The following is a 25386-nucleotide window of genomic DNA, read 5'->3' as shown; positions in this document are numbered from 1 at the left end:
GTATGGAAACGAGAGCCAATTACGTACTGGTAGGAGTGTTCACGCTGATCGTCAGTCTGCTGGCGTTCGGTTTCGTGTACTGGATCGCCCGCTTCGGTGAAGCGAGGGATTCGGTTGCTCTTGATGTGCGCATTCCGGGTTCGGTAACGGGCCTCAGCATCGGTAGTCAGGTGTTGTTTAACGGTATCAAGGTTGGTGATGTGCGCCGCCTGCATCTCGATGAGACCAATCCCGGCATGGTGATCGTGCAGACGCGCGTTAATGCGACAACGCCGATCACGCGCTCAACTGCCGCTACGCTCGGTTTTCAGGGCCTTACAGGCCAGGCTTACATCGAATTGAAGGGCGGGCGTCTGGATGAACCCAATCTTCTGACCGAAGCTGCAAAGGAAGACACGGTTGCGCGTATCGACGCCGATCCGTCCTCAATCAACAATCTTCTCGCCACCGCACAGGACATCTTTGCCCGCGCGAACAGTGTTTTGGGCGAATTGGAAGGCTTTGCAAAAGATGCGCGCGGCCCTCTGACTGACACGATCAAGAACACGAAGACTTTCACAGACGCGCTGGCGAAGAATGCCGATGTGATTGAAGAACTTGGTTCCAATACTGGCAACATCAATCAGATCATCACAGATGCAAAAGATATGATGGCCCGCTTGAATGCAGCATCCGTTCGCGTTGAAGGTATCATGGCCAAGGCTGATAAGCTTCTGTCTAGCGACGACAAGGATGGCGTCGTAGCGCAGGCAAAAGCCACGCTTGAATCAATCCGCCAGACCTCAACCAATCTCGACAAGCGTCTCGGACCGATTGCAGACAATCTGCAGCGTTTTTCAGGCCAAGGTCTGCGCGATGTTCAGTCGGTTGTGGTTGACAGCCGTCGTTCGATCCAGCGTATTGAACAGGCAATTACAGATCTCGAACGCAATCCGCAGCGTCTGATTTTCGGCGGACAAGGTAACGTACCGCAGTATAACGGGAGGGCGCGTCATTGATTTCCAGAATCGGTTCCGTTGATATGAAATCACGCCGCTCGCTCATCAAAGCTTCTGCTGTGTCTGCACTCGTTGTGGGCCTTCTCGCAGGCTGTGGAACGACAACGCCTCTCGACACTTTCAACCTTTCGGCACCGCAGCCCAATGTTTCTTCCCCTAGCCGGAAGAGCATTCAATTGCTGATACCGACTCCTACGGCGTTGAAAGCCCTCGACAGCGAAAATATCGTTATCAGCTCTTCACCGGGCTCAATCGAATATCTGAAGGGCGCACAATGGGGCGACCGCCTGACGAATATCGTTCAGTCGCGAATTGTGCAGGCCTATGAAAATACGGGTGTCTTTGGTGGTGTAGGCCGTCCTGGCGACGGCTTGGCAATCAATTATCAGATACTCACCGATCTGCGCATGTTCGGCGTTCAGGTCTACGGTGGACAGCGTGTTGCAGTCGTAGAGCTTGCCGTGAAGCTGATGAATGACAAGAATGGTGAAGTACGCTCAACGCGCGTGTTCCGCTCATCCGTTCCGGTCAGTGGCGCGACAAACAGCGCCTATGTCAAAGCACTGGACGCTGCGTTTGATCGGACTGTAAGCGAGGTCGTGGGCTGGACGATATCGTCGCTCTAATCATTTCAGAACGCGTCTAAAGTCAAAGCATAATCCTATCGGGGTGAATCGAGGATCGATAAGATTATGCTTCAAATAAAAAGGCTTAGGGCGTCGATCTAATCCAATCAAATCAAATCGAAACACACTCCAAAGCAGGTCGGATAATCTCCGGCCTGCTTTTTTCGTGCCAGCCTAAAGCATGTTGCAGCTAAATGGATTCATTTAGCGTTCGCGAACATGCGACAACTAACAGTATCTGGAGCGAGCGCCATGGGTGCGACTAAGCGCGACACGCTCTAGTGCATGACGCGGAAACGTCGGAGCCGGGGATTTGCGTGTAATCAGTCCAATGAACTGATTATTCATCCCGGTTTGCTCCACCTTGAACTCGTTTCACTCTGTTGCTCGGTTTCGATAGTTCGCGACGTGCAGCTTCGATAATCCGTCTTCATTCCAAAACAAAAAACGCGGCCCGAGAGCCGCGTTTTTCTTTCATACTATATGGTCCGCGATTAGCGCAGACGTCCGCTTGCGTGAGCGAGCATGGTGTAAACCTTGCCGGTATCCGACGTGAGATAGGTCTGTGTGACCATGTTATCGCGATCGTTGCGTGCAACGTCTTCAAGCAGGCGCTGGAAGTCGTCCATGTAACGGTCTACGGCGCGGCGGAATTCACCATCCGTCTGATACTTACGCTTGATGTCGTCAAATGTCTGCTGACCCTTCAGCGTGTAAAGACGACGGGTGAAGACATTGCGTTCGCCACGGCGGTAGCGGTCCCAGAGCTCAACCGATGCTTCATGATCGATTGCACGAGCAATATCGACCGAAAGCGAGTTGAGCGATTCAACGACGTGGCTCGGTGAACGCGGAGCCTGTGTCGACTGCGGCTGCGATGGCGCTGCAGCTTCATCGTCACGGGAGGCGCGAGCCAGAAGGTCCGAAACCCAACCGCGTGGCTTTTCAGCCGATTGCGCAGGCTGAGCGGCCTTTGGTGCCTCTACAGGGCGGCTACGGACTGCAACATCAGCCTGTGGTGCCTGAGCCTGTGGGCGTGGCGCGACAGGAGCTTGAACTGGTGTCGGAGCTGGAGCAGCGCGCTGGGTCTGAACCGGACGGGAAACCGAGCGGTCTGCACGGCTTTCGCCAACATCGACCAGACGTCCCGACTTGTTGACGATTTCAGCAAGCTCCTTGAGAGCATTGATCTGCTCGCCAACCGCCTTGCGCATGGCACTCGTCGTTTCTTTTGCTTCTGCAGGCATGTCGAGAACGCCACGCTTGAGCTCGCCACGGGTTGTGTCGAGTTCGCTGCGAATTTCCGAAGCCGTGCGACGGATATCGTCGGTGGCAGCAGAGAACTTCTGCGAAGCCTGTTCCACGATCTCGGAAACGCTTTCGCGCATCTTTTCAGCAGAAACGCGAGTCTGTCCTTCAGCACGCTGGAAGGCAGATGCAACAACCGTTTCAAACGACTGCATCAGCTTCTCGATGCCTTCCGACTTTTCAACCAGACCGGAAGCTAGCTTGTCGAGCGCCAGGTGACGGTCTTCAAGAGTACCTGCAAGGCCATTCTGAGCCGAGTTGATCATGTCCGAAGCAGACGAGAGAACCTTGCCGTGTTCTTCAAAGCGTTCCGCAATATCAGCGATCTGCGACAGGGTACCATCCGAAAGCGCACGCAGCGTTCCGATGTTGTTGTCAATGAGACCGGTCGAAGCCTGGAACATCTGTGCAGCGCGGTTTGCGTTTTCAACGAAGCTGCTGGTTGTTTCAACGAGACGACCATCAATGTCTGTCAGGTTGCGGGCAGCAGCGTCGATCAGCTTGCCGAGTTCACCGTTTGAAGCGGCGAGGCGGTCGATCAGTTCGCTGACATTGTCCGAAAGGCCAGACTTCGCCTGCTGAACAGCAGCAATTGTTTCAGCCGTACGGCTGGCCAATGCGTTGACCAGTGCTGCATTTTCCGAACGAAGACGGTCAGTTGCTGCATGGGTTGCTTCTTCAAGCTGCTGAGCAAGGCCGCGACCGCTATCTGCAAGACGCTGTACAAGCGGTTCAGCAGTATCATTGAGGATCTGCGTGATTTCCTGTGAACGTGCAGCGAGGACAGCATTCAGCTCACGGGTACGTTCTTCAAGCGTAACGGCAGTCGTATCGGTAACTTGAGCGATACGGGCTTCAACCGAACCAAGTTCCATCGTGATGCGCGAACCGATGTCGCCGAGGCGCGTTGCAATGGCATCTGCGCGTTCAGCAAGGCGAGCTTCAGTGCCGGAAAGATTTTCCGTAACACTTGAAGAGAATGCTTCGCTATGACCGGCCAGTGTTTCACTGGTTTTGGTAGCAGTGTCTGCGATACGGGCTTCAATTGCTGAAAGCTCACCGGTGAGGCGGCTTTCAATGGCTTCGAGACCGCCGGCAATCGCGCTTGCACGTTCATTCAGGCGAGCTTCTGTGCCAGCCAGGTTATCGGCAACGCTTGCGGCAAATGCTTCACTGTGACCAGCAAGCGTATCGCTTGTCTTGGTTGCGGTATCAGCAATGCTGCTTTCGATCTGCGACAGACGTTCTGCAATCGCATTTGCGCGTTCGCCGAGGCGTTCTTCAGTGCCGGAGAGGTTCGCGATGAGATCGGCGCTGAAGCTCTGACCAAAGCCGTCGAGAGCCTGACCAGCCTTCGCTGCTTCAGCGGAAAGCGTGCTGGCTGCTTCCGTGATCTTCTCGCGCAGCGAGCCTGCTACGACACCAGCACTCTGTTCGAGTGCGCGACGAACATTGTCGACGCCAATCGAAAGCGCCTTTTCCATGGTCTGTGTGCGTTCTTCGATAATGCCGGTCTGGCCTTCGAAAGCGCGGCTGATCGCATCGCTGCTGTTCTCAATCGCGTTGTGCAGATTGGTCGTGCGCTGCGAAAGGATATCGCCATGATCCTGAAGGGTCTGGCTGAGCGACGCAGTGCTTTCAGTCAGAGTTTCGCGGATTGCAGCGGTGCGGCCTTCAATCGTCTGTTCATGCCCATCAAGGATATGGACGAGGGCGCTGTTGTGATCGTTGAGAACCGAGCGCAGTCCACTCGTGCGTTCTTCGACGTGCTGAACGTGATCATTGAACGTTGCTTCAAAGGCAGAACGGCTTGCACCGATTGTTTCGCTAAGCGTCTGCGAGCGTTCGTCGAATACGCGTGCCAGCTCCTGCTGATTGTCAGCAATAAGAGTCTGCAGCGAATTGACCCGTTCATCAAAAGTACGAGCGATCAGTTCACGATTTTCGTTGAAATTATCGCGCAATACGCTTGTACGTTCATCCATCAGCTGAGCAAGCATTGCCTGATTGCCAGCGATGACACCCTGCAGAGAGGCTGCACGCTCTTCGAGCGAACGCGAGTGATCTGCGAAGGTCGCATCGAGGCGCGAAGCGCTGTTTGCCATTTCTTCCTGAAGAACACTTGTTCTGTCAGCAAGAATAGCCGCGTGCCGCTCAGCAGCTGAATCCAGAGCCGAAGCGCTGTTGTTAATTGCGTTTTCGATATCGCTTGTGCGTGCGGCAAGCGTATCAGCATGGCCACGGATAACCGCTGAAACGCGTTCAGTTTCACCTTCAAGCGAAGACGCCAGAACATCGCGGCTTTCTGCAAGCTTGCCAGCAAAAGCCGAAGCTTTTTCGTTGAGAACGTTGCCAACGCTTTCGCTGATCGAAGTCAGATCATCGCTGATCTTGGTCTTCGTTTCATCGATCATTGCGCTCAGTGCATTGCGGCCACCAGAGAAGGTTTCTGCAATTTCACGAGTACGTGCAATGAGATTTTCGTTGATCTGACGCGAACGGGTTTCAAGAGCCGCGTTCAGCTTTTCAGTGCTGCTATCAAGCGCATGGGCGCGTGTTTCAAACTCGGAAAGGAGCGAGCGGCCACGTTCGTTCAGCGTTGTGTCGAGCTGGGTCAGGCGTGCGTCGAACTCGCTGACCATCGACTGCGTGGCGCCGCCAAGCAGAGTTGCGATGCCAGCTGTACGCTCATCGAGCGCCGAGCTTACGCGTTCCGAAATTTCACGCGACTGCTGATCGAGCGTCGCAATACGTGTATCCAGTTCGCTTGCAAAAGCTTCGCCGGAAGTCGTGATGCGTGTTGCAATATCGCCGGTACGCTTTTCAATGGCGTCAGCAATTGCGCCGCCGCTTTCGTTGATGCTGCCGATCAGACGTTCGCCAGAATCGCCGAGAAGCGAGCTGAGCTGCTGAGATGCAGATACAACATTATCGCGTATGATATTGGCAGCGCTCGACAATTCTTCCTTGAGCTGCTCATGAGCGCCAGTAATGGAAGAGCGAACGCGTTCGGCATGGCTGACAACAGCTTCACGCTCATTGCCCAGATCGCTGACAAGCGAGCGAATGCGCACTTCGTTGTCGCTATAAGCGCGTTCAAGCTGATTAACTTCGGATTGAACGAGTGTTTCAAGTTCGACGGCGCGTGCAAGTGTGCGCTCGATGCCTTCGTTCATCGCTGCAACTTCGCGGCGAACAGCCTGGCTCAGCGTGGAAACGCGGTCGCCTGCAGCGGCTTCAGGCTGCAAAAGCTTGAGCGCTGCTTCCGACATGCTGCGTGCTGCAACGTGCATTTCCTGCGCACGACGCACCAGATGCGCAAAGCCCCAGAACATGATGACGGGCAGCGCCACACCAGCTGTTACGCCGAGACCGGCAGGGGATGTGAAAAAGTCTTTGGTTGCCTGAAGGCTGGAGAACACATCAGGGCTGATTGCCTTGCTGATCGCAACGCCGCCGGCGGCCCAAAGGACGCTCATGGCAGTCGTTGTCCAGAAAAGCTTGGACGAGCGTTCGGTAATGCGACGCGGTGCTGCAGCAACGGCTCTGCCATTGCGCGAATCGTCGTTGGCAGGCGTAAGAGCGGCGGCAGGCGTGGCGGCTACAACGGATGGCGCAGGAGAAACAGGAGCTGTTGCAGCTTTTGGTGCTGCGTCCTGAACTGGTGCCTTGGCTTTGTTGACTGGCTTCGATGCAGTGTTAGCGGCTTCCGGCGTGGCGGATGGAAGCACTGCACTGACGACTGGAGGCACAGGTGGCGCAGCAGGGCTTGCAATGACTGAAACGGTAGAAATCGTTTCCGCCTTCGCTGTTCCTTCGGTGGTAATGTTTACAGGAGAGACTTTCGCGGCTTCGACCACTTTCGTGTTCTGCTCTGCGACCAGTTCTTCGGCCGCACGCGAAATCTGCTCTTCAAGGTCATCGACGGAGAATTCTTCGTCAATTGCACTCAGGTCCATATCAATATCGAAATCGTCACCGAAATCGATGTCGAGTGCCTGTTCAAGTGCCTGTTCAACCTCGTGGTCGAGCTTTTGCGCCTTGGATTTAGAAGCCATAGCCTTGCCTACCTCGTACTCATTACTGCGACGGCCGGATCAACATAGAGCCGTTACAAAACTTACTCCGCCATTTTTCATCGTATCGGCTCAGGCTTGTTAAGGAAATAGGCGCCCGCGCCGGATGTCTAAAACTTTAAATACAAGGTTAACAAAAAAGGGTTCAGTTTAAAAAAATCCCGGTTTTCCGGCATTTTCAAGTTAACGATCATTCTGTGGAAATCAAACCGAAACGACAAACCACTATAATGCATCTGCTACAAATCGTTAACAAAAATGCACGTTAAAAGAGATCTGTTATTTTTATTCTACCAATAGTTTGATTCATGCGGCAAAAAGATAACGCTACACGGACTGATAATTCCAACTTGATGATAATGCCTATATCACCCATGCAGCAAGAGCTCTCGTCCAAATAGGTGATCTAGGGCAGGAACGTTGAAAAGGAACGGCATTTTGGCGCAGTTTTCAGTCCAAAGCGCCGCAATGGTTGAACTTGAACCGATTACACCGTATCTGCCTCAGCAAGATATTCAAGAAGCCTGTTGTTTCCTTCAAGGAAGTCGGAACAAAAGCTATCAATAGCGCCGTGTAAGGTGCGCAGGAACTGACAATGACAAAAATTATCTTCGTGTCCGCTGACGGCGCTTCGCGAACTGAAGTCGAAGCCGATAATGGATCGAGCGTGATGGAAGCAGCCATTCGCAACGGCATTCCCGGCATTGATGCTGAATGCGGCGGTGCCTGCGCCTGCGCCACATGCCATGTCTATGTGGATGAAGACTGGACTGAAACTGTTGGCGGTCCGGATGCGATGGAAGAAGACATGCTGGATTTCGCTTATGAAGTGCAGCCAAACTCGCGTCTTTCGTGCCAGATCCGTGTAAGCGATGAGATCGACGGCCTTGTCGTTAAGGTGCCTGAGCGCCAGAACTAGAATAAAAGGAAAGAGCGGCGAGACATTAGGGAGCGCAGATGGAAGTCGAACGTCATTCAGATATCGCTATCATCGGCACCGGGCCTGTCGCTCTTTTTTCAGTTTTTCAGCTGGGCCTGTTCGGCCTTACGTGCCGTTTGTTTGATTCAGCGAGCCGAGCAGGCGGTCAGTGTACTGCGCTTTATGCTGACAAGCCCATTTTCGATGTTCCAGCTTTTGCAAAGATTATGGGTGAAGAGCTTATTGGGCGACTATTAACCCAAATAGCGCCTTACAAGCCTGCCTTCGAATTCGATCAGCTTGTGATCGACGTTTCAGCTAGCGAAAACGGTATTCAGCTCAAAACAGCCACCGGAACATTATTCAGCTCAAAATGTCTGGTGATTGCTTCGGGGCTTGGGGCATTTACCTCAGAAGGCCAGATCGTTCGTCCCGATCCGCTTGCCACATTGGATCTGCAGCGTTTCGGCAATTCAATTGTCGTGAATACTGAAACGTTTCGCACGTCGCAGCCAAAAATCTATGCGATTGGCGATGTTTGCCACTACCCCGGAAAACTGAAACTCATTCTTTCAGGTTTCCACGAGGCTGCCCTGATGACACAAGCCATCAGGAAAAATTTGCAACAAGCTAAATAGACCCCGGCGTTACTGGGTCATTTTCTCAAGTCGATAAGTCAAAAGACGCTCAAAGCGTCGTTCAAAGTTGATCGTCTCAACACGATCAAAACGCTCCTGCGCTTTATCATGCGCTGCCATAAGCCGTTCCGTCACCTTATCGATGTCTGCACGCAACGTGGCGCAGTCTGTTCGGCTCCGCAATGAGCGTATCTGACGTTCCATTTCACTCGCATGGCTGCGTGCGATAACGATATGGCTTTCCTCGTGACGACGAATATCCTGATACAAAGTATCCCAGATCAATGCGAGTTCAGGGCCAGCCTTGCGGCGCTGTTTCCAGCGCGGCAGCATGACCTTTGCATGAACATTCACATAAACGCCCTGAACCTTGCAGGCGCGATCACCCGTAGCACGCCCATAGCGTACCTTGGCATCGAAGCGGATTTCTGCAGCGCCAGGATGATGCTGACCGGTCTTCTTGAGAAACGGGCCACTGCGCGACAGTGCCTTGTCGAGATCTGCAGCTGTCTTCCCGTTGACATTATAATAGCTGAACGTCCGGAAAATGGAGGCAGCTTCTGCCTGTGGAGCAACAACAGCGAGGGCTAAGCCCAAAGCCAGAACTCGTTTTTTAAAGGACATGTTCTGGCACCTCTTCATAAAACCAGAAAGAAACTCGTACATTCACTGATGTGCAACATGGCATGCAATCGTCAAGAGAACTATAACGACCATCAATAAACGCCATATCGCCCGTTTGGCTGCATAAAGTCCGACAGAAAAGACAATTGGAATATTCTTCAATGATAAAACAATGGCAACTTGCCCACGGTCGTAACCTCCAATTGGGCGCAAAATCTGTCATCATGGGCATTTTAAACGTCACACCGGATTCATTTTCCGATGGTGGACATCACAATGATCTGGATAAGGCATTGATTGTTGCGAAAACCATGCTGGACGATGGCGCAACGATTATCGACGTCGGAGGGGAATCGACTCGCCCCGGTGCTGCTTTAGTTGATGCCGAAACAGAAGCCGCACGCGTTGTTCCAGTCATACGTGCTCTTGCGAAAGAGTTTGGCTGCATAATCTCAATCGACACCTATCGCGCATCAACAGCTAGGCTTGCGGTAGAGGCGGGCGCTCATATCGTCAATGATGTATGGGGGCTTCAGCGAGAACCGGAAATCGCTCAGGTTGCGAAAGATACAGGTGCCGGACTGGTCATCATGCATACGAGCCGTGATAGAAATACCGACCCCGATGTGATTGCTGATCAGTTCGCCTTTCTCGATGTATCTTTGGAAATTGCTAGCAGGGCAGGTATTGATGCTGGCAGTATCGTGCTTGATCCGGGCTTTGGCTTTGGCAAAAACAAGGATGAAGACATCGCTTTGATGGCCCGCATGGAAGAATTGCAGCGTTTCAGCTATCCTCTATTGGTGGGAACGTCGCGCAAACGTTTCATTGGTGCCATCACAGAACAGGCTGATCCATTGATGCGGGATATCGGAACGGCTGCGACGTCGGTTGCAATGCGATTGGCAGGAGCCGACATCTTCCGTGTTCACAATGTCGCTTTTAATAGGGACGCACTTGCAGTTGCCGATGCTATCCTGCAAAGCAGATTAAAGAATTAATAGGAAACAGAGCCGTGTACACCATCCGCATCATGAACTGCGCATTTTTCGCGCATCACGGCGTCTTTGACGAAGAACATAAACTTGGTCAGCGTTTCTACGTTGATGCGATCCTGGATGTCGATCCCGGTGACTCGCTTGAAAATGACGACATCGAAGGCACGGTCCATTATGGCATCGCCTTCACAGTCATTCAGGACATCATCACCGGCAGCCAGCGCTATCTCATTGAAACATTGGCACTTGATGTCGGCAAGGCACTGACTGCGCGTTTCCCGCAGATCAAACGTGCTGAAATCACCATTCGCAAGCCTAACGCACCAGTTCCAGGCGTGCTTGATCATGTTGAAGTAACGGTGGTTTATCCACGCTGATGAGCATTGCTTTGCCTTATCGCGCCTGGCTTGGGCTTGGCGGCAATATCGATGACCCTATCGCTTCGATGGCCAAGGCGTTGAAACTCCTTGATGCGCGCACCGATACCAATGTTATCGCGGTTTCTCAGGTCTATCGCACACCGCCATGGGGAAAGACCGATCAGGCCTGGTTTCACAATGCCTGTGCACAGATCGAAACCGCACTTGCGCCGCTTCAGCTCATCGACACCTGTCTTGATGTAGAGCGTTCGCTCAAACGCGTTCGGCTGGAGCGATGGGGGCCGCGTATCATCGATATTGATATTCTCGCGATGCAGGATGATGCAGGCGAGGCGATTATCATGAACGAACCTACACTGGAGCTTCCACACCCGCGCATTCAGGAGCGCGCATTTGTGCTCGTGCCGCTCAATGATATTGCGCCGTCACTTCAGATTGCGGGTAAAACTGTTTCGGAGTGGGAAAAGGCCTGTGCCACTTTTGAAATAGAAAAAGCCCGCACTGATGCGGGCTGGTGGCTGGATTAGATTGTAACCACTCTAATCCCTATTTTTACACAGAGCCGCTTAATTTTTGGCGATGCTGCCAACAGCGATATTATCTATACGCTTGAGGCTCATACCGATTACCGGAACAAGTTCCTTCTCAACGCGGACCGAAACAGTCACATTCATAGTGTTCTTGTCGGCAACGCGAGCAAGCATCGCGCCATTGAGCTCTTTTCGGTTAAGACCGAGAACCACCTTGTTTCCGGTTACGGAGCCAGAGGTAACGTTGAGGCCTTTACCTTCAGCGCCATCATTAAACTTGCCCGAATAATTGGAGCCGACGCGCGTCACGGTTGCCTTCATAGGCTGCGAGAAAACACCAACGCGGCAAGAACCATCAAGCGTCATACCAACTGCATTGTCAGGGGTAGTGCCTGCGAGAGTGCAGACAAATTTTGTGCCCTTGTATTTTCCGGCAACAATTTCGCCCGGACCGGACCATTGGCCTTCAATCGTCTGAAAAAACTGTTCATCCTTGTCTGCAGCCAGAGCTGGCGCAGCAAAAAGCGATGCGGGCAGTAGCGTAAGGCATGCAGCGATGTAGTTTTTCATATTCAGCTCTGTCCCGGAATCTCGACCGCTAGGCACCATTCCAATAGATGATCTACAAACACTCCGCAACCGAACGTCAGGGTGTTTTGTTGGCGCAAGGATCACAGATTCGAGCACCTGATAGTGAAGCTTATAATCGTTTCGAATGGTTAACGCTTCGTTTTCATGACGGCTGAAGTCACAGAGATTATTGGGAAGAGCTCATTATTTTCGGTCGGTCGGCTTGTTGACCTTTTCACCATTGATGCGGGCAATATCACCAATAAAGTCGCCTACGCCGGGACGTTTTTCAGCATTGAACGGGAAGGGGCGTACAACATCCATCGCCGCAATCCCGATACGCGCAGTCATTAGGCCATTGACCACGCCTTCACCCAGTTTTGCCGAAAGACGCGATGCCAGACCATGACCTATCAGCTGCTGGATAACGCTATCTCCCATGGCAATCGTACCGGTAACGGCCAAATGCGCTACGACACGTCGCGCAAGCTTGAGAAAGCCCAGTGTGCCGGGACGGCCGCCATAGAGCTGTGACAAGCGGCGTATAAGGCGTGCAGATTCAAAGATCACATAGCCAATATCGACAAGAGCCCGCGGGCTGATAGCTGTTACGATGGAAACACGCTTGGAAGCATTGAGAATGAGTGCGCGTGCCTCGCGATCAAGTGGTTTCAGAATTTCCGTTTCGGCAAGACGAATAAGATTACGGCCATCGATGATTTCATCGGTCAGTCCATCAAGCATCTGACGGCCGCGAGCGGTTTCCGGCAAGCCGGCCGCTATTGTCCGTAATTCATCGACCGCCTTTCGCGCAGCGGTCATATCATCACGTTCCGCTGCATCGGCTGCGTCTTTGCGCAAGTGCTGAACAGAGGCAAGCCGTCTTAATGCGATAAGCTCGCGCACGATGATGGCGATGAAAGAAGCAAGCGCAATCATTGCAACGCCAAGCGCCGTCCAGCCGAGCCAGTCTGCGCGCGTGAAGAGCGCCTGAATGAGGTCTTCGGTCCAGATGCCGATAGCAAATGAAACAAGGATGCCCAACGCACCAAACAATATTTTGCTCAACGACCATCGCCGGCGAGGCGGAGCTTCAAATGAAGGGTCCAGAACTTCCAGCTCGGCCGCCTCTTCATCCGTCAGTGCAAAGACATCGACCTCGGGAATGACCTTCTCAAGATCGGCAACCGCACGCGGGCGGCGCGGCGCATCATTCGGTGCTCCAGAGGGCGAAATTGTATCCGTCGGCTTTTGAACGGTAAATGCTGCGGGTTTGCGTGGAGGCTGTTCACTCATGCCAGACGATCCCCGATCAGAAACTGCAATGCACGATCAAGCCGAATATGCGGCAACGAAAGCGTTATGCCTTCCGCCGTGCGATCCAGCCGCGGAGGCCGGAAACGAACAAATCGAATGGCTGGTTCATCACTCGAAAGCGATGGTTCGAATATTACATTAGGATTTTTCGGTAAATCACCGGGAAATATAGCTGTTTCTGTTTCACCGTTGAATATTTCAGCGTCGATACGCTCGCCTTTCAGCGGTGTTCCGATAATGACAGGCAAGGTATCCTTGCCTTCCTTTACTGTCGCCTCACGCGTGGCGCGGACAGCCGCCATAGCCAATACGTCGATATCGGCACCCGAAAAATCAGCGCGTTCAATCGCCCGCTCGACAAGGCGGCGAACGATTGCCTGCAACCGGTCATGGCTTTCGTGGTGAAGATGATCGGCCTTTGTAGCAGCAACCAGAATGCGTCCTATGCGCCGCTGAATGAGCCCGGTCAGCAGATTTGCCCGCCCCGGACGGAAACAGGAGAGAATATCGGTCAGCGCACGCTCAAGATCGGCAACCACAGCGCCACCGGCATTCATGGCCTGCATGGCATCGATCAGGATAATCTGTCGATCAAGCCGCGCGATATGTTCCCGAAAAAATGGTTTGATCACATGCGTCTTATAAGCCTCGTAGCGACGCTCCATCATTGCGGCCAGACTGCCGGTTTTAAAATCGTCAGGTTTTAGGTCGGGCAGAGGAGCAAAAGTAAGTGCTGGCGAACCTTCAAGATCGCCAGGCATCAAAAAGCGCCCCGGAGGCAGGGTGGAGAGCGCTCGCTCATCAGCTTTCCCCGCGCGCAGATAGGCAGTGAAGCTTTTGGCCAGCCTTTGCGCTGTCAGCTCATCTGCGTTTTCAGAGGGAACAATTGCTTTTGCTTCATTAATCCAAGCTTGAGCAAGATCGATATGCGTCGGCTCATGAGCCAGAGCGAAGGAATCTGAACTGAACTCACCATAGGTTTTGCCCAGCAATGGCAGATCAAGCAGCCATTCGCCGGGATAGTCGACAATATCTACCGAAAGTCGCCCCGGTGATAGCCAGCGCCCCCAGGCAGAAGCTGTTTCATATTCGATTGTCAGACGGAGCTGTGAAATGGCACGCGTAGAATCCGGCCAGGTACGTTCATCAAGCAGTGCCGAAAGATGCTCTTCATATTGAAAACGCGGAACTGCATCATCGGGCTGCGGCTCAAGCATGGAACGCGAGATGCGTCCCGATTTGTAAGCTTCAAACAGGGGCAGGCGACCGCCATGCACCATATTATGCACCAGAGCCGTAATGAAAACCGTTTTACCAGCGCGAGAAAGCCCTGTTACCCCCAATCTCAGCGACGGAGACATCAAGCCTGTGGCTCGGTCTGTCAGCGTGTCGAGCGCGATCCTTGCTTCATCGCCGAAACTGGTCAGTTTTGCCAATTGTTTCCTCGTGAGAATTACGTCCTGTCACAGCCATAGATAGGAATTCATGAGCCGTATCAACAAGGAGACCGCAGATAGAATGATGAAGCGTCTTAACGTGGCAAAGGAAAACTCTCCAGAAAACCACGATCACGCGCGATTTCCGATAGCGGCCCATCGAAGGTTATTGTCGCAAGAGCAGCGGTAGGAAAGCCAGCTTCAAGACGCGAAAGGCTCGAAGGTTCACCGTCGCCACATAGCGCCAAAGCCAAATCTTCTATGCTGGGATTATGTCCAACAAGCATGAGTTGATCGGAGGCGGCATTGTTCTTGATGGCCTTCATGTATTCACCTGCGCCACCGCTATAGATTGTTTCATCGACAACGGTTTCAACATCAATACCAAGCCGCTCAATAAGCCCAAATGCAGTTTCGCGTGTCCGACAGGAGGCGGAGAGCACAACCCTGTCAGGCAAAATACCAGACATCTTCATAGCTTGTGCCAACTGTTCCAGTGAGGAAATACCTTCCTCATCCAGCGGTCTGTCGAAGTCTTTCATCGCGGGCTTGGCCCAAATTGCCTTGGCATGACGGAGTAGAAAAAGGCGACTCATGAAAGGCTCCAAACAACATTTTGAGGCTTCTGAAGCGTAATCCATGCCACAATTTCTGCAAGATTGCTCCCACCACCTGCAGTTTCAGACGATTTTTCGACGAACACTCACAATATACACAGGTAGTTTTGCTGCAATAATGGGCAAAAACGAGAGCATAGGCTATGCTAATTCGGCAATTATATTTCTTAAGCAGCAACCGATCTAAAATATTGAAGTTTTTTACGAAAACAAAATTGAATTAATTATCTGTGTTTTAAAAAATGCTTATTTTTTCATCAAAATCACACAATTTTGATGAATTAAAAAGTAGTGAGACGCGTGTGTTTGATGTTGTGTCCTTGTTGCGATCGACTTATATAACCGCTCGCGTCTCCTAGATGTGGGGTGATTCAGAATGAGTGAATTGATCGACCTTGACTATAGGCCCACTGAAGACGAGCCGTTCATGAATGAACGGCAGAAGTCTTACTTCCGTGCAAAACTTGTTGCATGGAAGAATGATATTCTGCGCGAAGCGCGCGAAACATTAGAAGCGCTGCAGCAGGAAAATGCAAATCACCCGGACCTGGCGGATAGGGCATCCTCCGAAACGGATCGGGCAATTGAACTTCGCGCTCGCGACAGACAGCGCAAACTGATTTCCAAAATCGATGCAGCTCTCGGCCGTATTGACGAGGGGACCTATGGTTTTTGTGAGGAGACCGGCGATCCTATCAGTTTAAAACGACTTGATGCACGACCAATCGCAACGCTTTCTATTGAAGCACAAGAGCGCCACGAGCGCCGCGAAAAGGTCTATCGCGACGATTGATCTTCATCCAGTCGAATAAGAAATTCCAAGGCTGCGGTTTACCGCAGCCTTTTTTATTGGTTGGTTCTACTGCTGAAAAGAAAACTCACCAGTTTATTCGACGGAATGTCGTCATTCTTGAACCTAGCTCGGATGCCATCAATTAAGGCGCCAGCAGTGCTAACTGCTTTCCGATTTTACTTTTCATCATCGCTCACTTGTCAGCCCTTATCCGTTCAATCTCTTCGGGAGAAAATACGGATTAATCCGCCAACTGCGCTTCGATTACTGAATAATGCACGTCCCCGGCCAATCTCGGCATGATCGATTAGCGCAGCCAGTAACGACAGCCGTAAATGCGATTAGGCAAATAACAATTGTTATTCTTTTCATATATGTTGCCCCGCAAAATTCTCGTCGCTCCAACACAGATTTATATCAGGGATACGTGTAGATCGCCGGTGCTGAAAGCCGCATACGTTTTGAATAATACCAAGAGACCGAAGACGGACCATCACAAAGCCTAAAACGACAAGCGTTCCCGCTAAGCCAGTTCTACCTTGCAAACTCTCAACATAGATACCACTCGCGATCAAAGTCGCCACTCGTGCTTAACCAAAAACTCCTGAGTCGTGCTCAGGAGTTTGGTATTATCCGCAAATCAGAATTTGCGTGTTTCGTCCTTGGTCAGTTCACCAAGCAGCTTTTCCATTTCATCCTCGATATCGTCACTTGGCTTGCCGCCGTTCGGCGAAATATCGAGAGATCCTAGAAGTTCTTCTTCAAAAATATCGACTTCCAGCATTTCCGGCTCTTTGTTGCCAGATGCGGCAGACGTATCGGTTTCGAGATCTGCCATGATCGCGTCATGCAGTGCTCCGCCCAGATCTTCGAGACCGTCATCTGTTTCTGGTTCTTGATCAGAAACAACAGCTACAGGTTCCAATTTCGGGGCCGCGGGCGTGAAATAAGGCGCTGATGAGGTTGTGACTGCAGGGCTCTGGAGAATGTCGCCAATCTCTGGTGCCGGGGTTTTCACGCTTGGCGCCACTTCACGCTCAGGCGTCACGCTACCAAGATCAGCTGCAGCAACCGTTGCTGCTGCGGCCGCACTGGCACCAAGACCTGATGTCGAACTCAAAACACCGCGCGAAACCTGGCTAAGCGGATAGGCAGGATGCAAACGCGGTGCCTGCGGCTGCTCTGCCGGGCGTGCAGCAGGAAGAACGGTGCGTGGCTGTGGAGGATAGTTCGGGGCCGGGCGGGGCGGCTGCTGAGGACGGGCTGGAGCAACCGGCGTTTCAGCAACCTTTGGCGCCTGAGGCGTTACTGGAGGCACAGGAGGGCGCGGAGGCGCACGGAATTGCGGCGCTTCGGGTGCAGCCTGTTGCACAGGCGTTTCACGGACTGGCTCGGGCTTGCGTTGAACAGACGTATCAATTGGAGAATTGAGCTGAATGGCTTCGTCTTTTTGAATCGTCTGCTGGCTCTGCTGGGAAAGGGCCGGGCGCTCGCTTACCTCAGTTGTGATGCTGGCTTCGTGCTGGCGAAAACGTTCGATATGTTCCGGTTCGATACGTGACGCTTGCGACCGTGCGTTGGCGCGCGATTCCATAACGATGTTCTGTTCAACAACGACATCTGTCGGACCACCGATGAGTAGGAGGTGTTCAACATCGTCGCGACGAATAAGAACGAGTTTACGACGGCTGTCGACCGCCGCTGCATCCATCACTGAAAGTCTTGGCTGGCGTCCTGTTCGACCGTTCGTGGCAAAAGTCCCGCCGCCAAAGCGACGGATAATACTAAGAACAACGAAAATTCCGCCAAGAATGATCGCAAAAATAAGGATAAAGCCGACAATATTTGCGGCACTTTCTCCAACAAGACCGCTGAGCCATTCCTTCATGCGGGTAACCCTCTCATACTAAAAACGAATAATATCCAGTCGATGAAGCCACACTTCCCCGCGCTCCATCTACCGCGACAACACATATCTCGCAGAACACTAGTTCAATTTGCCTGACTTGGGAATGTTCCATCAATTTACGAGAAACATATGATCCCCAGCCAAAACAGTGCAAAACACATTGGTTCATGCTGTTTTGAGGTCGGGATGCTTGTGCTGTCAGGCAATTAACGCATTCTGCGAATCGGATATACCCTGCAATATGCGTCAAAATCTGGCACAAGACATAAAGCAGGGAACGTGATTGGTTTTGCTTGATGAATAAGATAGCGCTTGAGCTGGAAGAAACGGCGAACGGACGGTTTATCGTCCATGCAGTTCAGCCAAATAGCATGAAAGGGCAGTGGGCCTGATGTCGCGACAGACGGACAATAATTATCCGAAACCGCTCGTCATGCCGAAGCGTGGCTCAAGTGCAGCTCTGCGGCTTTTGATTATCGGCGTCGTGTTGACGGTCGCAGCGCTCGTCTATTTTGTATTCCGCGACCAGCTTGGTGATGGCTTCGCCATCATACTCATGGGCATTTTGTCCATGATCGGCGTTTTCTATCTCTTTGGCGCAGCAACTGGGCTCATCCATTTCAGCCAGCGCCATGGTGAGCAGGATCTCGCACACACTTTCATGGATACGTTGCCTGAAGGCACCGTTATTTCGGATGCTCGCGGCCAGATCGTTTATGCAAACCACGCCTATGCGGGCATGACTGGTATTGCGAGCGCTGATGGTATCCGGTCACTTGATAATATTCTGACCAGTGAGCCAGCCGCCTCAGACGCTATTTATCGCCTCACAAATGCAGTTCGCGACGGTCATTCGGCGCAGGAAGAAGTACGCATTTCCGGCGGCCTCTCGCGTGAAGGTCAAAGTTCGGCGGCGCCCGTCTGGTATCGGATCAAGGCGCGCCCGGTCGATGGCGGACAGGACTTTAAGGGACAACTCGTCGCCTGGCAGATTGCAGATATTTCCGATGAACGCGCCGAACAGGAGCGCTTTTTTCAGGAACTGCAGGAAGCGATCAACCACCTTGATCATGCACCAGCAGGCTTTTTCTCGGCTGATCCTTCAGGCCGGATCATCTATCTCAATGCAACGCTCGCCGAATGGCTTGGCGTTGACCTGACACAGTTCACGCCCGGCTCGCTTACGCTCAATGACATTGTTGCGGGCAGTGGCATGGCATTGATTAAAGCCGTCAAAGCAGAGCCAGGCACCAGCCGTAACACAGTCATCGATCTTGATCTTATCAAGCGCAATGGCCAGAGCCTCGCTGTTCGCTTTTATCACCGCGTTCAGGCCGCTCGTGATGGCACACGAGGCACAAGCCGTACAATCGTGCTGGATCGCGCCGAGGGCGAGGATTCATCGGCAGCATTGCGTTCCGCTGAAGTGCGCTTCACCCGCTTCTTCAATTCGGCTCCAATGGCCATTGCGGCAGTGGATGCTGAAGGTCATACGCTGCGGACCAATGCGCGGTTCCTCGATATTTTCGCCCCTGTGGTTGATCGCGATGCGGTCGATAATCGCGTGAAGCTTGAAAATGTCGTTCATGAACGCGACCGCGAAACCTTCAACAAGGCACTGGCTGCAGCCTTTGCAGGGCAGGCCAGTATCTCGCCTGTCGACACGGTTCTGCCGGGTAATGAAGACCGTCACATTCGCTTCTATATGAGTGCTGTCACCGATCTTGGTGAAACAAGCGAAGAAGCGGCGATCATTTCTGCTGTCGAAACCACCGAGCAGAAAGCGCTAGAAAATCAGATGGCGCAGAGCCAGAAGATGCAAGCTGTCGGTCAGCTTGCTGGCGGTATCGCGCACGACTTCAACAATGTGCTGACCGCGATCATCATGTCTTCGGATTTGCTACTGAGCAACTACCGCGCATCCGATCCGTCATTCCCCGACATCATGAACATCAAACAGAATGCCAATCGTGCGGCCTCGCTCGTGCGGCAGTTGCTTGCGTTCTCGCGCCGTCAGACGCTCCGCCCGGAGGTTCTCGATCTTACAGACGTTCTGGCCGATCTGCGTATGCTTCTGGCGCGTCTTGTCGGCAAGGATATTGGCCTCAAGATCGAACACGGACGCGATGTATGGCCTGTTAAGGCCGATCTTGGCCAGTTCGAACAGGTTGCCGTCAATCTCGCTGTAAACGCCCGTGACGCAATGCCGGAGGGCGGCGAGATCACACTGCGCACACGCAATGTCAAAGCAAACGAAGCAGCAAAGCTCAACTATCGTGATCTGCCTGAAGCCGACTATGTAGTCTTTGAAGTTGAAGACACCGGCACGGGTATCCCAGCCGATGTGCTCGAAAAAATCTTCGAGCCATTCTTCACGACAAAGGAAGTCGGCAAGGGCACCGGTCTTGGCCTCTCGATGGTCTATGGCATCATCAAGCAGACCGGCGGTTTCATCTATTGCGATTCCGAGGTTGGAAAAGGCACGACGTTCAAAATCTTCCTGCCACGCCATATTGAAGAGAAGGGCGCAGATAATGCACCCGTGGCCGTCAAGGAAAAGAAGGTCGAAAAGGCTGCCGATCTTTCCGGTTCCGCAACGGTGCTTCTCGTTGAAGACGAGGATGCTGTGCGCATGGGCGGCGTGCGTGCGCTGCAATCGCGCGGCTATACCGTACACGAAGCAGCATCCGGTGTCGAAGCGCTCGAGGTGCTTGAAGAGCTGAACGGTCAGGTCGACATCGTCGTCTCCGACGTTGTTATGCCGGAAATGGACGGACCGACTCTGTTGCGCGAATTGCGCAAGACTCATCCAGACATCAAGTTCATCTTTGTTTCGGGTTATGCAGAAGACGCTTTTGCACGCAATCTGCCAGCAGATGCCAAGTTTGGTTTCCTGCCAAAACCATTCTCTCTCAAACAGTTAGCAACTGCTGTTAAAGAAATGCTGGAGAAAGAAGATTGATGCGTGAGTGCGGTGCAGACAGCGATGCGTGAGCGCGTGATTGCGATTTTCGGTGGCGGACCAGCAGGACTGTTCGCCGCCGAGCATTTGTCTGCGCTTGGATATTCGGTCACAATTTACGAGCAGATGCCGACGGTTGGACGCAAGTTTCTTCTGGCGGGAAAATCCGGTCTCAACATCACCCATTCAGAAGATTTTGCGCAATTTGCCCAGCGCTATGGTGCGAGCAATGATCGCCTCTGGCCTGCATTGCAGCAATTCACACCGCAGAATTTGCGCGACTGGGCGGATGCGCTCGGCGCTGAAACCTTTGTGGGTTCTTCAGGACGCGTGTTCCCCAAGGTCATGAAAGCATCACCACTTCTTCGCGCATGGGTGCGAAAACTGGAAGCGCAGGATGTCAAAATACTGACCCGTCATAAATGGATCGGATTCCAATCCGGAAAGCCACTCATTGAATCTCCGGCGGGTATCGAGCCCATATCCTGCGATGCAGCATTGTTCGCGTTTGGTGGCGCAAGCTGGCCCAAGTTAGGCTCCAATAGTGCATGGCTTGAACCTTTCACCGAGCAGGGTATTCAGATTGCTCCTATGCGTCCGGCCAATTGCGGCTTTGATGTCAGCTGGAGCGAACTCTTTGCAGAACGTTTTGCGGGAGAACCGCTCAAGTCGGTAACGATCTCCAGCAAGGCTGGTGTAACGCAGGGCGAATTCGTCATCACGCGTGGCGGCGTGGAAGGCAGTCTTGTCTATGCACATTCAGCTGCTTTGCGTGATGACCTTGAACGCGATGGCCATGCCAACCTTATTCTCGATCTGGCACCGGGCCGTACGCTTGAACGATTGACACTTGATCTTTCGCGTCAGGATAAGAAGCTAAGTATTAGTAATCTCTTGCGAAAGGGTGCGGGCCTTACCGGTGTAAAGGCCGCACTTGTGCTCGAGTTTCAGCGCGAAAAAGACCCCGCCAAACTGGCGCAAACCATCAAGGCACTGGAAGTTCCGCTCCTTCGTCCACGCCCCATTCAGGAAGCTATATCTTCCGCAGGCGGCATAGAATGGAGCGAAATCGATGAGCATTATATGCTCACAAAGCTACCCGGCGTGTTTGTCGCTGGTGAAATGATTGACTGGGAAGCACCTACAGGCGGCCATCTTCTCACCGCATGTTTTGCGATTGCGAAGGCCGCAGCAGAAGGCATGGATTACTGGCTCTCGAGAGGCAGTTAGACGCCTCACTATTCAGGCTCATGGGAGGGAATATGATACGCTTTTTGAAAATTGCCGGTTCCATTGTCCTCTTAATCCTGTTGGGTGTCGTTTTGTGGCTCGGCTTTCGGCCACCGGAGCTTCTCAAAGTCGGCACCGGCTATGCCGCAAAGATCGTCTGCTCCAATGTATTTCTGGCAAACCGCAACCCGCAGGAGGTTCTGGCGCTTGATGTGCAGGCGCCGGGCCACCCGCTTTTAAAATTTGTCGATGTGTCAGTCGATAACGGAAGTGAAACAGTCACTTCGCATATCTTTGGCTTTTTCGCGCCAAGCAAAGTTGTCTATCGTCCGGGCCTTGGCTGCGCCAACGTACATGATGAAGATCTGCGTCCTCAACTGACGATGCCCATGGATGCAGCCGCTCTCATAGCAGACATCAATATCAACCCGGCCGTTCAAAACATCATCGAAACCCCAGCATTGGCAGGCCCCGGTATGCGAGCCGTGGCTGTGCTGAAAGACGGCCAGATCATAGCCGAAACCTATGCGCAGGGCTTTGATGCCGATACGCCTCTCTTGGGCTGGTCCATGACGAAATCCGTTATGGCAACGCTGATTGGTATGCGCATTTCGGAAGCCAAAATGGACCTGCAGCGCGACCATCTTCTGCCAGAGTGGGAAGGTGACGACCGCTCGAAGATCAAGCTTGCCGATCTTCTTGGGATGCAAAGCGGCCTTAAATTCGATGAAGACTATGGCAATGTCACAGACGTTACCCGTATGCTTTTCCTCGAAAACAACATGACCGAATTTGCAGCTTCCCTGCCACTGGAAGCGCAGCCCGGCACCAAATTCAACTATTCGAGCGGCACGGCCAATATCCTGTCAAAGCTCTATATGGAAAGCTTCGACACGCCTGAAGAAGCATTTACCTACGCACAGAAAGTGCTCTTTGAACCATTGGGCATTGCAAGCGCCACGCTGGAAGCAGATGCGAGCGGCATATTCGTCGGCTCATCTTATCTTTATGCCAATGCGCGCGACTGGCTCTCCATCGCCCGCCTTCTGCTCGATAAGGGTAAGGTCGGCGACAAGCAGCTCTTGAGCGAGGATTTTGTACGTCTGATGCAGACGCCAGCCACAGCATCGCAGGGGCGTTACGGATCAGCTCAGACATGGCTGCAAAGTGCTGGCATTCAAGCGGGTACAGAAGGCATCCCGGCGGACGCCTTCTGGATGTCGGGCCATGATGGTCAGAGCCTGATCATTGTACCTTCGATGAACCTGGCCATTATTCGCCTTGGTCTTACACCGTCGCGCACGGGTTACAAGGTTCCCGAACTTCAGACCGCTATCATCAAGGCTTTGCAGTGACGGCAGGCAAATCCGCAAGGCTGAGCTTGCGGAAATCACCGCCGCTTGGATTCTGGAACGGATAGAGGCCGAATTCCGGCATCACTGCATAGAGATGGTCGAAAATATCGGACTGGATCTGTTCATAAGACGCCCAGACGGTCGTATTGGTAAAGCAGTAGATTTCGAGCGGCAAACCATCCGGTGTCGGGTCCATCTGGCGCACAAGAAGCGTCATGCCCTTGTGAACGCCAGGATGGTTTCGCAAATAGGTTTCCACATAGGCGCGGAACGTTCCTATATTGGTGAAGCGGCGCGTATTGACCGGGTTCTTTGCCTTGTCGCCAAGCTTTGCATTCCAGTCGGCGATTTCCTTTTCCTTCTTTGAAAGATAGCCTGTGAGCTGATCGATTGAAGCAAGGCTCTGGAGTTCATTTTCGTTCAGAAAGCGGATTGTCGCCTGATCGATAAACAGCGCACGTTTAATGCGTCGGCCACCGGATTGCTGCATTCCGCGATAATTTTTCATTGGCTCGGTGATGAGCTTGCGGATCGGAATCGTGGTGATTGTCTTATCGAAATTCTGCACCTTGACCGTATAAAGCGCGATCTCGACCACATCGCCATTCGCGTCGAGATTTTTCATCTCGATCCAGTCGCCAACGCGAACCATGTTCGATGAAGCAATCTGCATACTGGCAACGAGCGAGAGCAGTGTATCCTGAAACACCAGAATAAGAACCGCGGCCATGGCACCCACACCAGACAGCAGGATCACAGGTGATCGATCAAGAAGCGTCGCGATGATCAACACGATCGCGATAATGTAGATTACGAGCTTGCTGACCTGAATATAACCTTTGATCGGGCGATCTTTGGACTCTTCGCGGCGGCTGTAAAGCGTATCAACCACGCTCAGAACAGCGCTTACCGTGAAAGCCAGTGTCAGAATAATGAATGCCGTCGCTACATTGCTGATTACGGTCAGTGCCGTCTGTGGCAGTTCAGGTACAGCTGCGATGCCCGACGAAATAATCAACGCCGGAACGATATTAGCCAGATGGCCAATCACGCCATTTTGCTTGAGTTCTTCATCCTGACCAAATGCCGTCCGTTGAACGATCCTGTCGAGAACCTTCAGTAGTATCGCTTTGATAAGGAAGTTTGCGACAAACGCCGCAAGAAAAAGACCGCCAAGGGATGCAACCGTTTGCGCCCAGGGATGGGCAATAAAGAATTCCGACAATAGACTTTCCCGAATAAACTAAGCCAAATGATCTGGTGATTGTGAAACACTGGTACGTGGATGAGTTTCTGAAATCAACCTTCGAGCCTCATTTCAAATAAAAGCCCCGGCCAAAGGCCAGGACTTTTACCATACAGGACACAAGGATTTCAGAGTTACTGCGCGGGGGCAGGTGTGGCTGGTGCGGGTGCTGGGTCAGCTGCTGGCGTATCTGCGGCCGGCGCATTGGTTTCGCCAGTCGCTGTTTTATCAGCAACACCGTCCGCAAAGAGGGCGGATCGATCAAAAGCCGGAGCTTCTGTCAGCTGTTCCTTTGAAGCCTTGATGACAAGCCACTTTTTACCATCACTACGCGTTGCAAGCTGAAGCTGATCCGGGCTTACCGCGACATCCTTTTCACCGACGCCAAGGAAACCACCGACGCCGATCACGGCTGCTTCAATCTCACCTTCCGGACTTGCAATCAGATCGTTCAACTTACCGACTGAGGCTGCGTCAGGTGCATCACTCTCATAAACACTCTGTCCGATGAAGCTCGAAACGAGCATCTGGCCATCCTTGGCTTCCATAAAGCCAACCTGATCGGCATTTTCCGCTGGCGGGCTGCCAAACATATTCTGGGACGAAACCGGCATTTCCGGTGCTGCGGCGGGCGCATCTGTGGGGGCGGGTGTCGCAGTCTGCGCGAAGGCTGTACCACCAATAAACAATGCACACGTCGTTGTCAGAAGTGCTGTTCTAAGCATAATTATCTCCTTTATACGCTCGGTTGCATTAGTTGAACGTAGAGAAGACAATTGAGTTCCAATATTTTTAATTTTCTTCTTAGAAAGAACGCTGACTAATTTAACCAATATCCGGCTAATAATCTCTAA

Annotated in this window: 20 protein-coding genes; 11 read left to right on the top strand and 9 right to left on the bottom strand. The window is 52.6% G+C overall.

Going from position 1 to position 25386, the window contains the following annotated elements; genetic code table 11:
* Positions 1–2: 2 nt before the first annotated feature.
* Both QSJ70_RS23320 and QSJ70_RS23315 read left to right on the top strand, forming a co-directional pair.
* The gene (locus tag QSJ70_RS23320) at positions 3–998 is read left to right on the top strand and encodes an MlaD family protein (protein ID WP_064320612.1); all 996 of its coding nucleotides are present in this window, start codon (positions 3–5) and stop codon (positions 996–998) included.
* Positions 999–1021: 23 nt separating this feature from the next.
* Positions 1022–1624 (top strand): ABC-type transport auxiliary lipoprotein family protein, encoded by a 603-nt coding sequence (locus tag QSJ70_RS23315; protein WP_407976340.1) that lies wholly within the window; start codon positions 1022–1024, stop codon positions 1622–1624.
* A 494-nt stretch (positions 1625–2118) separates the two neighbouring features.
* On the opposite strand, the gene QSJ70_RS23310 is transcribed toward QSJ70_RS23315, so the two are convergent.
* Entirely contained in the window at positions 2119–6108 is a 3990-nt protein-coding gene (locus QSJ70_RS23310; protein WP_502871717.1) for an apolipoprotein A-IV repeat region-like domain-containing protein, read from the bottom strand.
* Between the two features lie 1495 nt (positions 6109–7603).
* On the opposite strand from QSJ70_RS23310, the gene QSJ70_RS23305 reads away from it, so the two are divergent.
* Both QSJ70_RS23305 and QSJ70_RS23300 read left to right on the top strand, forming a co-directional pair.
* Entirely contained in the window at positions 7604–7927 is a 324-nt protein-coding gene (locus tag QSJ70_RS23305; RefSeq protein WP_007874958.1) for a 2Fe-2S iron-sulfur cluster-binding protein, read from the top strand.
* Positions 7928–8154: 227 nt separating this feature from the next.
* Positions 8155–8565 (top strand): NAD(P)/FAD-dependent oxidoreductase, encoded by a 411-nt coding sequence (locus QSJ70_RS23300; protein WP_285540061.1) that lies wholly within the window; start codon positions 8155–8157, stop codon positions 8563–8565.
* A 9-nt stretch (positions 8566–8574) separates the two neighbouring features.
* Here the strand turns inward: QSJ70_RS23300 and QSJ70_RS23295 are convergent, their stop codons facing one another.
* Entirely contained in the window at positions 8575–9189 is a 615-nt protein-coding gene (locus tag QSJ70_RS23295; RefSeq protein ID WP_007874962.1) for a DUF922 domain-containing Zn-dependent protease, read from the bottom strand.
* Positions 9190–9350: 161 nt separating this feature from the next.
* Here QSJ70_RS23295 and folP point away from each other — a divergent pair, with 161 nt between their 5' ends.
* The 3 genes from folP to folK are packed head-to-tail and all read left to right on the top strand — an operon-like array spanning position 9351 to position 11094.
* Positions 9351–10190 carry a dihydropteroate synthase gene (folP, locus tag QSJ70_RS23290; protein WP_112804786.1) on the top strand — a complete coding sequence of 280 codons (840 nt, stop codon included), beginning with the start codon at positions 9351–9353 and terminating at the stop codon, positions 10188–10190.
* A 14-nt stretch (positions 10191–10204) separates the two neighbouring features.
* Positions 10205–10564, top strand: coding sequence for a dihydroneopterin aldolase (gene folB / locus QSJ70_RS23285; protein WP_007874966.1), 360 nt, complete (start codon positions 10205–10207; stop codon positions 10562–10564).
* The gene (folK, locus tag QSJ70_RS23280; protein WP_285540055.1) at positions 10564–11094 is read left to right on the top strand and encodes a 2-amino-4-hydroxy-6-hydroxymethyldihydropteridine diphosphokinase; all 531 of its coding nucleotides are present in this window, start codon (positions 10564–10566) and stop codon (positions 11092–11094) included. The genes folB and folK overlap by 1 nt, the downstream gene beginning before the upstream one ends.
* A gap of 39 nt (positions 11095–11133) precedes the next feature.
* Here the strand turns inward: folK and QSJ70_RS23275 are convergent, their stop codons facing one another.
* The 4 genes from QSJ70_RS23275 to QSJ70_RS23260 all read right to left on the bottom strand — a co-directional run bounded on the left by QSJ70_RS23275 (position 11134) and on the right by QSJ70_RS23260 (position 15016).
* Complete coding sequence (locus tag QSJ70_RS23275; RefSeq protein ID WP_007874968.1) at positions 11134–11667, bottom strand: hypothetical protein; 534 nt, start codon at positions 11665–11667, stop codon at positions 11134–11136.
* 204 nt (positions 11668–11871) lie between these two features.
* Positions 11872–12963 carry a YcjF family protein gene (locus QSJ70_RS23270; RefSeq protein WP_285540053.1) on the bottom strand — a complete coding sequence of 364 codons (1092 nt, stop codon included), beginning with the start codon at positions 12961–12963 and terminating at the stop codon, positions 11872–11874.
* Positions 12960–14420 carry a YcjX family GTP-binding protein gene (locus QSJ70_RS23265; RefSeq protein ID WP_285540051.1) on the bottom strand — a complete coding sequence of 487 codons (1461 nt, stop codon included), beginning with the start codon at positions 14418–14420 and terminating at the stop codon, positions 12960–12962. The genes QSJ70_RS23270 and QSJ70_RS23265 overlap by 4 nt, the downstream gene beginning before the upstream one ends.
* Positions 14421–14515: 95 nt before the next feature.
* Positions 14516–15016, bottom strand: a complete 501-nt coding sequence (locus QSJ70_RS23260; protein WP_285540049.1) for a SixA phosphatase family protein — start codon at positions 15014–15016, stop codon at positions 14516–14518.
* Positions 15017–15413: 397 nt separating this feature from the next.
* Here QSJ70_RS23260 and dksA point away from each other — a divergent pair, with 397 nt between their 5' ends.
* Positions 15414–15830, top strand: a complete 417-nt coding sequence (gene dksA / locus QSJ70_RS23255; RefSeq protein ID WP_007874975.1) for an RNA polymerase-binding protein DksA — start codon at positions 15414–15416, stop codon at positions 15828–15830.
* A 640-nt stretch (positions 15831–16470) separates the two neighbouring features.
* On the opposite strand, the gene QSJ70_RS23250 is transcribed toward dksA, so the two are convergent.
* Complete coding sequence (locus tag QSJ70_RS23250) at positions 16471–17718, bottom strand: flagellar biosynthetic protein FliO (RefSeq protein ID WP_285540048.1); 1248 nt, start codon at positions 17716–17718, stop codon at positions 16471–16473.
* Between the two features lie 412 nt (positions 17719–18130).
* Between QSJ70_RS23250 and cckA the strand changes: the two genes are divergently transcribed.
* From cckA to QSJ70_RS23235, 3 genes are read left to right on the top strand one after another with little or no spacing between them, the layout of a single operon-like run.
* The gene (cckA, locus tag QSJ70_RS23245; RefSeq protein WP_064322411.1) at positions 18131–20701 is read left to right on the top strand and encodes a cell cycle histidine kinase CckA; all 2571 of its coding nucleotides are present in this window, start codon (positions 18131–18133) and stop codon (positions 20699–20701) included.
* A gap of 24 nt (positions 20702–20725) precedes the next feature.
* Positions 20726–21931: a TIGR03862 family flavoprotein gene (locus tag QSJ70_RS23240; RefSeq protein ID WP_285540218.1), complete on the top strand. Its 1206-nt coding sequence runs from the start codon at positions 20726–20728 to the stop codon at positions 21929–21931.
* 32 nt (positions 21932–21963) lie between these two features.
* Positions 21964–23286 (top strand): serine hydrolase domain-containing protein, encoded by a 1323-nt coding sequence (locus QSJ70_RS23235; RefSeq protein WP_285540045.1) that lies wholly within the window; start codon positions 21964–21966, stop codon positions 23284–23286.
* Here QSJ70_RS23235 and QSJ70_RS23230 read toward each other — a convergent pair.
* Entirely contained in the window at positions 23270–24511 is a 1242-nt protein-coding gene (locus tag QSJ70_RS23230; RefSeq protein WP_007874985.1) for a mechanosensitive ion channel family protein, read from the bottom strand. The genes QSJ70_RS23235 and QSJ70_RS23230 overlap by 17 nt on opposite strands.
* Positions 24512–24666: 155 nt before the next feature.
* On the bottom strand, positions 24667–25257 hold the full coding sequence (locus QSJ70_RS23225; protein WP_007874986.1) for a PRC-barrel domain-containing protein: 591 nt from the start codon (positions 25255–25257) through the stop codon (positions 24667–24669).
* Positions 25258–25386: the final 129 nt, after the last annotated feature.

This window comes from Brucella sp. NBRC 12950 (assembly GCF_030268145.1).
Lineage (GTDB): Bacteria > Pseudomonadota > Alphaproteobacteria > Rhizobiales > Rhizobiaceae > Brucella.
This window is presented reverse-complemented; position numbering and strand designations above follow the sequence as displayed.